Source organism: Flagellimonas sp. (assembly GCF_965233845.1).
GTDB lineage: Bacteria > Bacteroidota > Bacteroidia > Flavobacteriales > Flavobacteriaceae > Flagellimonas.
On record NZ_OZ247584.1, the window covers coordinates 2015410 to 2028894 of the forward strand.

At 43.1% G+C, this 13485-nt stretch carries 15 protein-coding genes; 5 read left to right on the plus strand and 10 right to left on the minus strand.

Annotated features, from left to right (window positions below):
* Positions 1-3 precede the first annotated feature (3 nt).
* The 9 genes from ACO6S0_RS08830 to ACO6S0_RS08870 all read right to left on the minus strand — a co-directional run bounded on the left by ACO6S0_RS08830 (position 4) and on the right by ACO6S0_RS08870 (position 8736).
* A complete protein-coding gene (locus ACO6S0_RS08830) occupies positions 4-1275 on the minus strand; it encodes a beta-ketoacyl-[acyl-carrier-protein] synthase family protein (RefSeq protein WP_422351621.1) in 1272 nt (423 codons plus the stop codon).
* The gene (locus ACO6S0_RS08835; protein ID WP_422351622.1) at positions 1265-1723 is read right to left on the minus strand and encodes a 3-hydroxyacyl-ACP dehydratase FabZ family protein; all 459 of its coding nucleotides are present in this window, start codon (positions 1721-1723) and stop codon (positions 1265-1267) included. Before ACO6S0_RS08835 ends, ACO6S0_RS08830 begins: the two co-directional genes overlap by 11 nt.
* Before the next feature lie 2 nt (positions 1724-1725).
* On the minus strand, positions 1726-2508 hold the full coding sequence (locus tag ACO6S0_RS08840; RefSeq protein ID WP_422351623.1) for an SDR family oxidoreductase: 783 nt from the start codon (positions 2506-2508) through the stop codon (positions 1726-1728).
* 10 nt (positions 2509-2518) lie between these two features.
* The gene (locus tag ACO6S0_RS08845; RefSeq protein WP_422351624.1) at positions 2519-3574 is read right to left on the minus strand and encodes a type III polyketide synthase; all 1056 of its coding nucleotides are present in this window, start codon (positions 3572-3574) and stop codon (positions 2519-2521) included.
* Positions 3574-4287, minus strand: coding sequence for a methyltransferase domain-containing protein (locus ACO6S0_RS08850; protein ID WP_422351625.1), 714 nt, complete (start codon positions 4285-4287; stop codon positions 3574-3576). Before ACO6S0_RS08850 ends, ACO6S0_RS08845 begins: the two co-directional genes overlap by 1 nt.
* A complete protein-coding gene (locus ACO6S0_RS08855; protein ID WP_422351626.1) occupies positions 4287-5414 on the minus strand; it encodes an NAD(P)/FAD-dependent oxidoreductase in 1128 nt (375 codons plus the stop codon). Before ACO6S0_RS08855 ends, ACO6S0_RS08850 begins: the two co-directional genes overlap by 1 nt.
* 73 nt (positions 5415-5487) lie before the next feature.
* Positions 5488-6183, minus strand: a complete 696-nt coding sequence (locus ACO6S0_RS08860; protein WP_422351627.1) for an OmpA family protein — start codon at positions 6181-6183, stop codon at positions 5488-5490.
* A 4-nt stretch (positions 6184-6187) separates the two neighbouring features.
* Complete coding sequence (locus ACO6S0_RS08865; RefSeq protein ID WP_422351628.1) at positions 6188-6673, minus strand: lipocalin family protein; 486 nt, start codon at positions 6671-6673, stop codon at positions 6188-6190.
* An 86-nt stretch (positions 6674-6759) separates the two neighbouring features.
* Positions 6760-8736, minus strand: a complete 1977-nt coding sequence (locus ACO6S0_RS08870; RefSeq protein ID WP_422351629.1) for an alpha-ketoacid dehydrogenase subunit alpha/beta — start codon at positions 8734-8736, stop codon at positions 6760-6762.
* Between the two features lie 114 nt (positions 8737-8850).
* Between ACO6S0_RS08870 and ACO6S0_RS08875 the strand changes: the two genes are divergently transcribed.
* The 5 genes from ACO6S0_RS08875 (at position 8851) to ACO6S0_RS08895 (ending at position 13000) form a co-directional block, all read left to right on the plus strand.
* Complete coding sequence (locus ACO6S0_RS08875) at positions 8851-9801, plus strand: isopenicillin N synthase family dioxygenase (RefSeq protein WP_422351630.1); 951 nt, start codon at positions 8851-8853, stop codon at positions 9799-9801.
* A 2-nt stretch (positions 9802-9803) separates the two neighbouring features.
* Complete coding sequence (locus ACO6S0_RS08880; RefSeq protein ID WP_422351631.1) at positions 9804-10136, plus strand: translation initiation factor; 333 nt, start codon at positions 9804-9806, stop codon at positions 10134-10136.
* Between the two features lie 147 nt (positions 10137-10283).
* On the plus strand, positions 10284-11216 hold the full coding sequence (locus ACO6S0_RS08885) for a DUF1835 domain-containing protein (RefSeq protein WP_422351632.1): 933 nt from the start codon (positions 10284-10286) through the stop codon (positions 11214-11216).
* Between the two features lie 3 nt (positions 11217-11219).
* The gene (locus ACO6S0_RS08890) at positions 11220-12089 is read left to right on the plus strand and encodes a nucleoside phosphorylase (protein ID WP_422351633.1); all 870 of its coding nucleotides are present in this window, start codon (positions 11220-11222) and stop codon (positions 12087-12089) included.
* Between the two features lie 62 nt (positions 12090-12151).
* Positions 12152-13000, plus strand: a complete 849-nt coding sequence (locus ACO6S0_RS08895; protein WP_422351634.1) for a substrate-binding domain-containing protein — start codon at positions 12152-12154, stop codon at positions 12998-13000.
* Here the strand turns inward: ACO6S0_RS08895 and ACO6S0_RS08900 are convergent, their stop codons facing one another.
* Positions 13001-13459: a response regulator gene (locus tag ACO6S0_RS08900; protein ID WP_422351635.1), complete on the minus strand. Its 459-nt coding sequence runs from the start codon at positions 13457-13459 to the stop codon at positions 13001-13003.
* Positions 13460-13485 lie beyond the last annotated feature (26 nt).

Genomic DNA, 13485 nt, shown 5'->3' on the forward strand with positions numbered 1-13485 from the left:
ACATTAACTGGTGTGGGATTTAAAAATAACACAGGCATTGACATCTCCAAAGCCAAAGCTGGCTTTTGCAATAATTTTCGGTTGTACATCCAAGCTTGTTTGCGGAATCCTTGAAGGATCCACAATCTTTTCAATTTCTGGATGCAAATCCTCACAATTCTGGTTTCCAAAAACTTGCCCTGATTTAAATTGAAGCAAGCTGCCAACACATTCAATACTTCCTGCCGCTGCCAAACAGTGCCCAAATAGCCCCTTAAAGGAGTTGACATAGGGAAAATCCTCACCGCTACGTCCCAATGCTTTACTCCAATTTTGGATTTCCAAAGGATCTTTGGTTGTGGCGGTCAAGTGTCCGTTGATTACATCTATTTGATCGGAGGTTATTCCTGCCTCCTGTACGGCTGAACGAATACATCTAATTACCGCTTCGCTATTGGGAGCCGTCATAGTTCCCCCATTTCGTTGGCCGCCGCTGTTAATGGAACCGCCCAAAAGTTCCCCATATATTTTGGCACCCCTGGCCTTGGCGCTTTCCAAGGATTCCAAAACCAATGCCCCCGCCCCACTACCTGGTACAAATCCGCTGGCTGTGGCACTCATGGGTCTACTTGCTTTTTTTGGGTTATCGTTGTAGTTTCTGGGTAAAATTCGCATCGCATCAAATCCGCCCCAAACATAGGGGCCACTATCACTGCAGCTCCCTACCAACATTCGCTTTGCTTTTTTGGATTTTATTCGTTCATAGCCCATAAGAATGGCCTCGGTTCCTGTGGTACATGCTGAGGAGTTGGTGGTGACTTGGTTCCCACATCCCAACATTCCACCCAAATAGGCGCTTATTCCGCTAGCCATGGTCTGGATGACCGACGTACTTCCCAATCGTCTTACATTACCCTCGTCCACCTGATAAATGGCTTCCCTGAACTTATCCACTCCCAAAATTCCAGTACCGAAAATAATTCCGCTTTCCCAATCCGTCGTTTCTATATCGGCTAATAACCCAGCATCTAGCCATGCATCCTTCCCTGCCATAACCCCGTAAACCACCCCTGAGGCATTTAATCCCTTGAGCTGAACGTTGGTAAAGTAATCATTTAGATGAATACTTTCAAGATTCGGTTTGCCAGCAATTTGACATGAAAATTTTAGTTTTTCCAGTTCAGGATGAAAACGGATACCACTCTTGCCTTGCTGCAGCGCATGTCCGAAGGCTGCAAGTCCAATTCCATTGGGTGCGCAAACCCCCATTCCTGTGACCACTACCCTAACCGCCATGCTTTATCATTTTAAACATCCCTGCCAAGGTTCCCTTGCAAACCATTTCTCCGTTAGCATTGAACATCCAAACCTGGCATTTGAGCTTGTTAAACCGGAAATACTCTTTTTTCGAGGTTACTTTGACTGTTTCTCCAGGGAAAACGGGCAACAAAAATTCCATTTCCGAACTTGTAAAGGCCACTTGTAATGATTTGAATCGGCTATCCACATGTTCTGGACCCAAAAGATGGATTCCCATGCAAACCAAGCCTATTTGTGCACAACATTCCGTTAGGATAACCCCCGGAGTAACCGGATTACTTTTAAAATGCCCTTGATAGAAGTGCGAGTCTGGCTGAAAACAATAGCTTCCTTTCACCCCATCTGAATCTACATGTTGAAGCTCATCCACAAAATGAAAAGGTGGGCTGTAGGGAAGATGGTCCAAAATATCTTGATAGGTCATAACTATTGCAAACTTTCCCCGCCATCAACCTTAATGACAGTACCCGTGATCCATTGCGCCTCCTTGGTGGTCAACAGGTAGGCCACATTGGCCACATCTTTGGGAGTGGTCAATCGTTGGTTAGGATTTCTTCGTATGGATGCTTGGATTAATTTTTCACTATTGGGAATCAACCTTAACGAAGGAGTATCTGTTACTCCAGCTTGAATGCAGTTTGCTTTAATCCCAAATGGAGCAAACTCCAAAGCAATATTACGCGTAATGGCTTCCAAGGCGGCCTTCGCGGCACCTACGGCCGCATAGTTCTTCAAAGCCCTGGTGCTACCTTCACTTGTAAAAGCAATCACCCTAGCATCTTGATTAAAAAGTTGGGTTTGGTGCAAAACTTTTACCCAGTCAAATAGGCTTATTGCCATGGCATCCATGGTTAATTGGAAATCTTTCCTGGACAATCCCCCCTCTGAGGCATCCAACATCGGTTTTACATTCCCTTTGGCAATGCTATGCACCAAAACCGAAATTTTGCCAGCTCCCAAGAGGGGTTTTACTTCTTCCACTATCTCCTTCCGACTGGCAACATCAACAGCATCCTTGTTAAAACTATGGACTATCGCCCCATTGGACACCATCACCTGGAATGCCTCTTGCACAGAAGGCATATTGGCCCTTCTATCCCTATGAATCAGGATTAGGTTGAACCCTTCACTGGCCAATTTTTGGGCCGTGGCCAATCCCAATCCACTACTCCCCCCAAGTATTAGAGCCCATTTAACGGAATCTCCCATTTATCTTTGTTTACCATTCCAACAACACCCTTTGTGCCGAAAATCCTGGCCCAAAGCTCAGTATTAGCCCCTGTTCCCCAGGTTTTAGCTCTTTTTTCAGAAACCGTTCCAAGACATAGAGGACGGTAACGCTACTCATATTGCCATAACTTTTCAGTACTTCTCTGGTATCATCGATATTCTTTCCCAATTTACCAAACAATTCTTCCACCGTACTCACTATTTTTTTTCCTCCTGGATGAAAAATGAGATGATTGACCTTATCCAAGTTGGAATTGAATTTGGCCAAGAACGGATGGATGATTCGTGGAAAGTGCTCTGCTATCACTTCTGGAACGGTAGGGTCCAAAATCATTTTTAAGCCTGAATTGGTCAAATCAAAGCCCATCAAATGTGTGGCATTGCTGAAATGGTACATTTCTTCCCCCATAATTCTGGGGCCTATTGCATCTTGTTCAGAAGAGAGTAAAACACAAGAGGCACCGTCACCGAAAATGGCCGCACTGACCATGTTTGCCATGGAAAAATCGTCCAACTGAAACGTAGCAGTTGGACTCTCAACAGCAATTACCGCAGCCCGTTTGCCTGGGTTGGACCGTAGAAAGTTGGCCGCATAAATAAGCCCGGAAACACCTGCAGCACATCCCATTTCGGTTACCGGAAGACGAACGATATCCTGTCTTAATCCCAAGGCATTGACCAGATACGCATCCAATGACGGAATCATGATTCCCGTGCAACTTACGGTAATAATAAAATCCAGGGATTTGGGGTTCCAAGCTAGCTTGGTAAGCGCTTTTTGAAGCACTTTTTCTCCCAATTCCTTGACCTCCCTTACATAAATCCCGTTTTTCTCCTCAAAGGAGGTTGCCGTAAAAACCGCTTCAATATCCATTATCCCATATCGACGTTCAACCCCCGCTCCTTCAAAAATTTTGATGACCTTTCTTCGAAACCGTTCATCTTGACCGCCCAGCCATTGATCCACAAAGGGGATTATGTCCAAGGTATCCCGACTATACTTGGGCAACTGTTTTGATACTCCAGAAATTCGTACTTCCGCCATTATTCAGTATGTCGATTGAAATCCATGACCCATACATATCGAAATGCCCATTTCCATCGAATCTTGTGTGAAACATTCGGTATTTTTTTTGCCAACCCCAGCAGTTCTGCTTTCGTAAAACCTTTACTTATGGAAACCAAACCATCGTACTTAGCCACATGGGTTCTCAAAAAAATGGCACTAAACATCTTGAACAGCACATAGGATATTTTGCTTCTTTGAAGATCATTAATGACCACACCTACTTTTGCCAAACCTACAAACCTGTTCAGAAAGGCCTCAATCCGTTCCTCTTCAAAATGATGCATCGTCAAGGTATTGATCAATATGTCACATTCGAAGTCCGAATCTGCCTGCAATATGTCCATTTTATGGAAGCTGACATGGGGCAAGCCCTTGCATTTTTCTCGCGCTATGGTCAAAACATCATCTCTTAAATCAATTCCCTTCATTGTATGGGAAACCCCTTTTTCACAAAGGAAATGGGATAATTTGAACAGCATATTGCCATCTCCACATCCCATATCCAGAATCGTATACGATTTATTGGGGTCTTTTTTGACCAATTCCCAAACTGCATTGAGTGTGATGGACTCACCGCCCAACCATTTATTGCAAAAATTGATGTCCTTATATGCATTTTGGAGCAGCTGAAATTGCATGTTGGGGTCATCCATCAGTTCATCCATCCTGCTTCTTACCGTCAATTTCATCAATTTAAAATTGGATTACCGTGAGTACTTTTGATTAGGGTTTGTAGCATTGGTTTGGAGTTGGCGATGGATTGCATTCCAAAATTAAACCATCTGGTATGCAACATTATTCTTTGCAGTCGACCTCCAAGCCAAATTCTTTTTTTGAAGTGTTTGTTCCATTGTTTTTGATACGCTTCTTCCATCCCATTTCTATCAATGATTTGGTCTTTAAGAAAATACCCTACCTGTTCCGAAGCCAATTTAGCGGCATGTACGGCCATGGCCATACCATTTCCGCATAGCGGATGGATCATTCCTGCCGAATCTCCACACATCAGCATATGATCCGCAATCGCCAGTTTCTTTCCGAAGGAAATCTGAGCAATACTCAAAGGGTGATCAAAAATCGGTCTAGCATTTTCCAAAAACTGTTTTAAGTATGGATTTCTGCACAGCACCTGCCTGTTGAATTGATGGATGTCCCCCAACTTTTTGAAACTATCGTAGCGAACCAAATAGCATAGATTCAACATCCCATCCTCTACCTGGGACAGCCCGGCATATCCCCCTTGAAAATTATGGAGAGAAACCAGGTTTTTAGGGTGCCCATCGTATTGGTAATGGCATTTTACACCCAGCCATGGTGACTTTTGATGCCTGCCTCTCAATTGAAATCTTTCATCCAAATTGGAGCGCTTTCCAAAGGCTCCCAGCACCACTTTGGCCTTTATCATAGGCTTTGATGCCAGTGAAACTTCAAATTCATCCCCATGATAGTTCACTGCGGTAACCGTAGAGAACATGAACTCCACCTTGTTTCTTAGCGCTAACTGATACAAATGATTATCCAGGGTATATCTGCTCACTCCGAATCCGCCTAGAGGCAATTTCACAGCAATTGACTTTCCTCGTTGCGTACTCAGCTGAAGGGTGTTGATTTCCGGGAGGGATAATTTGGTAAAATCCATTCCCAATTGTTCTAGATAGGGTTTCACCTCATTGGAAACATATTCCCCACAGACCTTGTGTCTTGGATAGGTCTTTTTCTCCACCACGATCACCTGAATTCCCTTGGAAGCCAAGTCCACTGCTGCGGTCAATCCAGCCACACCTCCTCCAATGATAAGCACGTCCGCGTTCTTCACCTTATGAAGATAGGTTTTTTGCAAAAAAAAATCCCGACCATTGGCCGGGATTCAAATTATTTAGGCAAGAATACTAGTTCTTGGTGCTTTCATAAGCTTCTTCCTTAAGTTCCTCACTAGCCATGATGGCCAATTCCACTCTACGGTTTTTGGCTTTGCCTTCAGCAGTTTCATTGCTTTCACGAGGCTGGGTTTCTCCATACCATTTGGTGGTAAACCTACCGGAGGAAATTCCTTTGCTCACCAAATAATTGGTCACGGATTCCGCTCTTTGCTGGGATAGGTTCCAGTTGTACTCATCGCTTCCCGCGCTATCTGTATGGCCTTCCACCAAAATGATGGATTTGGGATACTCCTTAAAAATACCCGCCAATTTATCCAAGGTAGTGGCAGAAGTTCCTTTCACATCAGATTTGTTGGTATCAAAGTAAACCCCAGCATCTTCATTGAAGGTAACGTTGATTCCTTCACCAACACGCTTTACCTCGGCACCTGGAATTTCTTCCTCAATCCGTTCTGCTTGCCTGTCCATTCGGTTACCTATGTAACCACCGGCAGCTCCACCTACAACAGCACCAATAATGGCTCCTAATGCCGTATTTCCTTTTTTACCGACATTGTTACCAATAATTCCACCAATTACCGCACCTCCAGCAGCACCAATGGCTGCACCTTTTTGGGTGTTATTTGCATTTTTGACGGCATTACAGCCCACCACAAGACCAAAAGCCAATATAATGGCGGTACTTCTAATTACTATATTTTTCATCTGATTATTTTTTTGAGAATTCATAAACTATGGTGACAAGTTCACCTTCAACCGAAACATTGGACTTAAGTATCATGGCCTGCTCGGAAAGACTGGCAATGTTCAGACGGTAGCCTACACCGCCAGAGATGTCCTTCCTATTTTCGTCAATAAACTTAAACTGGAGCTGGCTGCTATAATTTTGGGAAGGTTCCACTACCGACCATCTGAAAAATCGGTCTCCGCCTTGACAAAGACTGCTTTGGGAAATGGTGTACCTTCCTGTACTGTTGTTGTCCCTAAAAAACCAGTCGCTGCCCTCAAAGCAGATATCCTCAGCATCGTTGAAAATGACGGATTTGAAATTACCTGTGTTGTTCTCGTACGAAATGTTGTCCAAAGCCCAAGAACCGCTGAAGAGATTTCTTTGCGTCCTTGCACTTTTGGAAACGGAGCATGACGAGAACATAAGTCCCGCCAGTGCCATAAAAATCAATGATTTTCTTACCATAAGATTAGGAGTTTAATTTTGAGTATATACGGATGAGACACCATATTAACTCTTTTAAGTTGTTAAAAAAATGTTAAACATATATTTCAGTAGGTATATAGTTCCAAAAGTGCTGCTTCAAATCTTTGTTTGGGCAAATAGTCCTCCTCCAGTGCCTTTGCAAATGGGACGGGGGTTTCTAAACTACCTACCCGCCTTATAGGAGCATCCAAAAACTCAAAGCAATTTTCCATGATCATGGCAGCAATGTCGCTGGCAATACCGCCAAATAATGTGTCTTCCTGTAAAATAATCAGTTTTGATGTCTTTTTCACCGATTCATAAACGGTATCGACATCCAGAGGTTGAAGTGTACGCAAATCTATGACATCTGCATTAATTTCCGGGTGTTTTTCCAAAATTTCCAATGCCCAATGCACTCCGGCCCCATAGGTGACCACGCTTAAATCCTTTCCGTTCCTCAATAAGTTAGCCTTACCAAATGGTAACGTGTAGTAATCCGTGGGCACATCTTCATAAATGCTGCGGTAGAGCCCTTTGTGCTCAAAAAACAGTACTGGATTAGGGTCATTTATGGCGGTTGCCAACAGGCCCTTGGCATCAGAAGGAAAGGCAGGATAGGCTACTTTTAACCCAGGAGTTTTGGTAAACCAAGCTTCATTGGTCTGTGAATGAAACGGGCCTGCACCTACCCCAGCCCCGCAGGGCATCCTAATCACCACATCCGCATTTTGACCCCAACGGTAATGTACCTTGGCCAGATAGTTAACAATAGGGTTGAATCCAGAGCTAACAAAATCTGCAAATTGCATTTCCACAACGGATTTCATTCCATTGATAGACAGTCCCATGGCTGTGGACACAATGGCCGACTCGCAGATGGGTGTATTTCTCACTCTTCGCTTTCCAAATGTCTTGGTAAAGCCTTCGGTTATCTTGAAAACCCCTCCGTAATCAGCAATATCCTGACCCATAATAATCAATTCATTGTACTTCTCCATGGACTGCTCCAACCCCTGGGACACGGCGTCTACAAATCGAATATTCTCTGTATTTTTATTTTTTTCATAATGCTTATAATCAAAATTTTGATAAACATCATTTAATTCTTTGGTTAAAGTGGATTGAATGGAAGGTTCAGCATATGCTTTCTTAAGGTTGGCATCGATTTCTTCAGCAATTTCAGCTCGATATGTCTCGATTTTCGCATCGTCCAGAATCCCTTTTTCTTTAAGAAAGTCCTCGTAGTTGGCTATTGGGTCTTTTTTAGCCCATTTCTTCATCAATTTTTCGGGAACATACTTGGTTCCACTGGCCTCCTCATGCCCTCGCATGCGAAAGGTTTTGAATTCCAACAGTATGGGTCGCGGTCTTTTGCGGATAGCCTTGCACAGTTCGTTCACCTTGCTATATACCTCCAAAATATTGTTCCCATCAATTATCCTGGACTCCATTCCATAGCCTTTAGCCCGATCTACCAAATCCTTGCAGTTGTATTGCTCATTCGTTGGGGTTGACAAGCCATACCCGTTATTTTCGATACAGAACAGCACTGGAAGATTCCAAACGGAGGCAACATTCAAAGCTTCATGGAAATCACCTTCACTGGTAGCACCCTCTCCTGTAAACACGGCCGTGGCACGCTTCTTACGCCGTAGCATGTCGGCCAAGGCAATGCCATCGGCCACGCCCAACTGCGGTCCCAAATGGGAAATCATTCCAACTATCTTGTATTCCTGGGTTCCAAAATGAAAACTTCTATCCCTTCCGTTTGTAAAACCGCTTTTCTTTCCCTGCCATTGGGAAAATAATCGATGAAGTGGCACCCCCCGGGATGTGAATACCCCAAGATTTCTGTGCATGGGCAATATGTACTCTTCCGGGTTAAGAGCATGGGTTACTCCAACCGAAATAGCTTCTTGACCAATACCACTAAACCATTTGGATATTTTTCCCTGCCGCAACAACACCAACATCTTCTCCTCTATCATCCTGGGCTTCAACATTCCTTTGTACAAATCCAGTAATTTCTCCCGGGGCAACCCACCAATATGGTATCTCATAAAGCTTCAATTCAGTCAGGATAAATGTAATAAAAATGCGCACCATCAACCATGAAATATTCCCAATCGTTTCCTAATATTCCTTACTTTTGAAAATAGCTAAATTTTCATGTCATGAGTGCAATTCCAAGTGTGGACCTTTCTGATTTCATATCAGGGGATCCTTCCAGAAAACAAAAGTTTATTAAAGAAATAGGTGCCGCTTTTGAAGATATTGGATTTGTGGCCCTAAGTGGTCATTTTCTTTCGGATGAACTCGTGGAACAGCTATACAGGCAGATCAAAAAGTTCTTCCAATTGCCCCAGGAGGTCAAAGATGGATATGAGATAGCGGGCATTGGTGGTCAAAGGGGTTACACCTCCTTTGGAAAGGAACACGCCAAAGGAAAAAAAGAAGGTGACTTGAAAGAGTTCTGGCATTTTGGACAATATGTCGAGGACAATCCAAGATTGGAAGCTGAATATCCGGACAATGTTACCGTTAGTGAACTTCCAGATTTCAATAGCACTGGAGAGGAGACCTACAAAATGTTGGAAAAAACTGCAAAGTATGTGCTCAGAGCGTTGGCGCTACACTTGGGTTTGGAAGAAAAGTACTTTGACCAATGGATTAAAAATGGGAATTCGATATTAAGACCCATTCACTACCCGCCTATCACCGAGGAACCCAAAAACGCTGTTAGAGCTGCGGCCCATGGAGACATCAACCTGATAACATTGCTTATGGGGGCACATGGAAAGGGTCTGCAAGTACAAAATCATCAAGGAGAATGGGTAGATGCCATTGCCAGACCTGACCAACTGATGATCAATGTGGGGGATATGCTTTCCAGACTGACCAATAACAAACTTAAATCCACCATACATCAAGTTGTAAATCCTCCTAAGGAACTTTGGGGTTCTTCCCGATACTCCATTCCATTTTTTATGCATCCGGTTAGTGAAATGCCCTTAAACTGTCTTGAACATTGCATTGATGATGACCATCCGAAGGGGTTTGAGGACACCACCGCTGGGGAATATTTGAATGAGCGGCTTATTGAGCTTGGACTGGTTAAAAAATAAGCATGGATTTACAGGACCAGCTGAAAAATTTGTTCCCTGACCACATTCCAGAGCAAACGGAAGCCAACAAGGAGTCCAAATCCCCTAAATATTGGCTCCAAAACGACCCAATAATCTGCAAATACGAAAAAAGAAAGGGAAAACCGGTCACTATTCTGGAAGGCTACAACGGAGCAAACTCCGATTTTAAAAAGTTGACCAAGGACCTCAAGTCTTTATTGGGTGTTGGGGGTAGTTTTAAGAACGAATCCATTATTATCCAAGGGGATTATAGGGATCAAATCATGGACTATCTAAAAGACCATGGATTTTCGGTAAAACGGGTTGGTGGCTAACTTGTAATAAACCAGGGAATCTCTTGGACATCTTCCTTGCCATGTTAAATTTAAGCTTTGACAACCAATGTTTTACGAAAAAAGTTTTTGAGTTCTTGGTTTAAATATTACATTTAATGCTCCTAACCGACGAAAACTAAGTTGAAAATGAAATCACTGTTGCATATTACCAACGGGGACTCTTTCACGTCAAAACTTCAAACGCTACATCTTAAGGGGGATATTATTACATGGAGGGAAATGCTTTGCGAGGGCAAAACCCTATGTGCCGTGGGCAGTGAATCCTTCTGGAAGACCCGTTTTGAATTTTTGAACAAGAATTACAAGGTTACCAAATCTTGGTTCGTAGAGAAAATCCTGAAGGAATACCGCTCCCTTTGCAACCACAAGCAACAAGACCAAATTGTGCTGTGGTTTGAGTACGACCTATTCTGCCAAATTAATATGCTGGCAGTGCTTAGCTGGCTGAAGACCCATCGAAGACATGCTGAAATCTCACTGGTTTGTAGTGGGAAGGAAGATGAAACAGACAAATTATATGGTCTAAGCGAACTAAGTGACGAAAAGTTACTGGAACTGTACGAAAACAGAACAATTTTGTCCCAGGACGATATAGAATTCGCCGATTACGTATGGCAGCTCTATTGTAGTGACAACCCCATACGGTTGGAAAATCTTATTGCTCATAACAATTTCCAATTCGAATACCTTTCCGAAGCCTTAAAAGCGCACCTCAAACGGTTCCCTACCATTAAAAATGGTTTAAATGAGCTGGAAAACCAGGTCTTGGAGACTGCGGTTAGCGAAAAGCCTAAATCCAGAAAGGAACTTTTGAACAGTATGCTTACCAACCAAGGGTACTATGGATTCGGGGACACCCAGCACAGCCGCATCATCACTTCCTTAAAACCATTGTTCAGTTCTTTCAATCCAGTAAAGCTGACCAAAATGGGTAAGGATGTCTTGACGAACAAAGCAAATTACTATTCACAACTACGTGATAATCAATTGTATTTAGGAGGTTCTTTAAAGTATAACTTCTTATATAATTCATCTACGGACCGCATACTAAAATTGTAATTTATGACATTGGGCCACTCAGAGCTCATTCTGAATCCTGATGGCAGTATTTACCATCTTAATCTTCGTCCAGAAGACATTTCCAATACCATTATCACCGTAGGTGATCCTGACCGGGTACGTTCCGTTAGTAGACATTTTGAAACCATTGAGGTCGAAAAAGGCAAAAGGGAATTTCTTACCCATACCGGTACTTTTAGGGGAAAAAGAATTACGGTAATTTCAACAGGAATCGGAACCGACAATATCGATATTGTCTTCAACGAATTGGATGCCCTGGTCAATGTAGATTTTGAGACCCGGCGCATAAAGGAGAAGCTCACCCAATTGGATTTTATACGGATTGGTACATCGGGTGCGATTCAGGAAGACATCCCTGTGGACTCTTTCTTACTAAGTGTTTCCGCTGTAGGTTTTGACGGTTTAATGCACTTTTACAACACTGGACAAGTGGGCAATAAAGAATTGGAGCAGGAGTTGAACGAGTTTCTGGCATGGCAGACCCATAAGATTAACGCTTATGCCTTTGATACAGACACTTCTTTAGCAGATACATTTACCGAAAATCATATACGATTTGGAATAACCGCCACAAATTCAGGGTTTTATGGTCCGCAAGGACGGAGCATAAGACTTCAACCCCGTATCACTGATTTTAATCAAAAACTTGCCGACTTTAGGTATCAAAATCAGCGGATTACCAACCTGGAAATGGAAACGGCAGGAATCTATGGACTGTCCAAAATGCATGGACACCGTGCTATTTCCCTTAATGCCATCTTGGCCAACAGGGCCACAGGTGAGTTTTCCCAAAGGCCTGTACGCACTGTAAACGAACTCATTCAATTGGCACTGGAAAAACTAACCGCATAACGATTGGTTTCTCTTTTGCTTAACTTTAGCCACCCATTAAATTACCCACTTAAAAAGTCCTTATGAAACAGGTAAAAATTGTCGGTGTTCCAGAGCATTTTAATTTGCCATGGCATTTGGCCATTGAAGAATCTGCCTTTGAAGATCGTGGTATTCAATTACTGTGGGAAGATGTTCCGGAAGGAACTGGTCGGATGGCTAAACTTTTGGAAAACGGCGATACGGACATGGCCATCATCCTCACGGAGGGAATTGTTAAAAGTATTTCCCAAGGCAATCCAACCAAAATTGTCCAGGAATACGTGTCCTCTCCCCTGCTCTGGGGAATCCATGTTGCGGCCAATAGCAAGCGTACTTCAATTGCCAATCTAGAAAAAGACAAGGTAGCAATAAGTCGCATGGGCAGTGGAAGTCATTTGATGTCCTATGTCCACGCCCAAAGTCAAGGCTGGGATACACAAAGCTTGGAATTTGAAATCATAAACAATTTGGACGGTGCTGTAGAGAGCTTGGTCAATGGCTCTGGAGCTTACTTCATGTGGGAACATTTTACCACCAAACCCTTGGTTGACCGGGGAATTTTCAAACGGTTGGGAGATTGCCCAACGCCATGGCCGTGTTTTGTGATTGCGGCCAACGCTGCATTCCTCAGCAAAAACAAGAATGTAGTTCAACACATTCTGGAAATCATAAACATTTATACATCGGAATTCAAACGAATCCCCAGCATAGACCGCACCTTGTCCAACAGATATGGACAACAATTGGAAGACATTAGGGAATGGCTCTCTAAAACTACTTGGGGCCAAACCCAGATGGACAATATAACATTGGAAAGGGTTCAGCAGCAACTCAAGGATTTGGATTTGATTCAGGACATCAAACCCAATGAACACTTTTTATATTCATGATCAGGAAAAATGTTTCTTGATTAGTGCCTTGAAAGATATATCGGAAAGCGGCTTTTGAGCTGTGTCGCTGACGTTGGGGTTGGCCAATGCCAAGGCTGTATTCTCTTCGGTATCCAAGGCAGTTAGCATAACAATAACAATTTTGTCCTTAAAATCCGCTTCAAATTGTTGTCCGTAACCGTCCAGAAATTCCCAGCCGTTCATCACAGGCATGTTGGTATCCAGGACAAGTAGACAGGGAAGATGGTCTTCATCCAAATCCGTAGCCAAGAATTCAATAGCTTCCATGCCATTGCTTGCCGTAAAGACTGGAAGGTTACTATCTAACTGCTTTAAAAAAAATCTGTTCAAAAAATTCGTGGTTTCGTCGTCATCAACAAGCAAAACCGATTTCAATCTGCGCAACGTATCAGAATTTTCGTATGGGGTTAGTTTACATATAAACGTAAGAAATTCCAACTAGTTTTGAGAAAGCACTTTCAAGA

Excerpts from the sequence above, each read along its gene's own strand:
- ACO6S0_RS08830 (WP_422351621.1), bottom strand. The coding sequence starts at position 1,275 with ATGGCGGTTAGGGTAGTGGTCACAGGAATGGGGGTTTGCGCACCCAAT.
- ACO6S0_RS08835 (WP_422351622.1), bottom strand. The coding sequence starts at position 1,723 with ATGACCTATCAAGATATTTTGGACCATCTTCCCTACAGCCCACCTTTT.
- ACO6S0_RS08840 (WP_422351623.1), bottom strand. The coding sequence starts at position 2,508 with ATGGGAGATTCCGTTAAATGGGCTCTAATACTTGGGGGGAGTAGTGGA.
- ACO6S0_RS08845 (WP_422351624.1), bottom strand. The coding sequence starts at position 3,574 with ATGGCGGAAGTACGAATTTCTGGAGTATCAAAACAGTTGCCCAAGTAT.
- ACO6S0_RS08850 (WP_422351625.1), bottom strand. The coding sequence starts at position 4,287 with ATGAAATTGACGGTAAGAAGCAGGATGGATGAACTGATGGATGACCCC.
- ACO6S0_RS08860 (WP_422351627.1), bottom strand. The coding sequence starts at position 6,183 with ATGAAAAATATAGTAATTAGAAGTACCGCCATTATATTGGCTTTTGGT.
- ACO6S0_RS08865 (WP_422351628.1), bottom strand. The coding sequence starts at position 6,673 with ATGGTAAGAAAATCATTGATTTTTATGGCACTGGCGGGACTTATGTTC.
- ACO6S0_RS08870 (WP_422351629.1), bottom strand. The coding sequence starts at position 8,736 with ATGAGATACCATATTGGTGGGTTGCCCCGGGAGAAATTACTGGATTTG.
- ACO6S0_RS08875 (WP_422351630.1), top strand. The coding sequence starts at position 8,851 with ATGAGTGCAATTCCAAGTGTGGACCTTTCTGATTTCATATCAGGGGAT.
- ACO6S0_RS08880 (WP_422351631.1), top strand. The coding sequence starts at position 9,804 with ATGGATTTACAGGACCAGCTGAAAAATTTGTTCCCTGACCACATTCCA.
- ACO6S0_RS08885 (WP_422351632.1), top strand. The coding sequence starts at position 10,284 with ATGAAATCACTGTTGCATATTACCAACGGGGACTCTTTCACGTCAAAA.
- ACO6S0_RS08890 (WP_422351633.1), top strand. The coding sequence starts at position 11,220 with ATGACATTGGGCCACTCAGAGCTCATTCTGAATCCTGATGGCAGTATT.
- ACO6S0_RS08895 (WP_422351634.1), top strand. The coding sequence starts at position 12,152 with ATGAAACAGGTAAAAATTGTCGGTGTTCCAGAGCATTTTAATTTGCCA.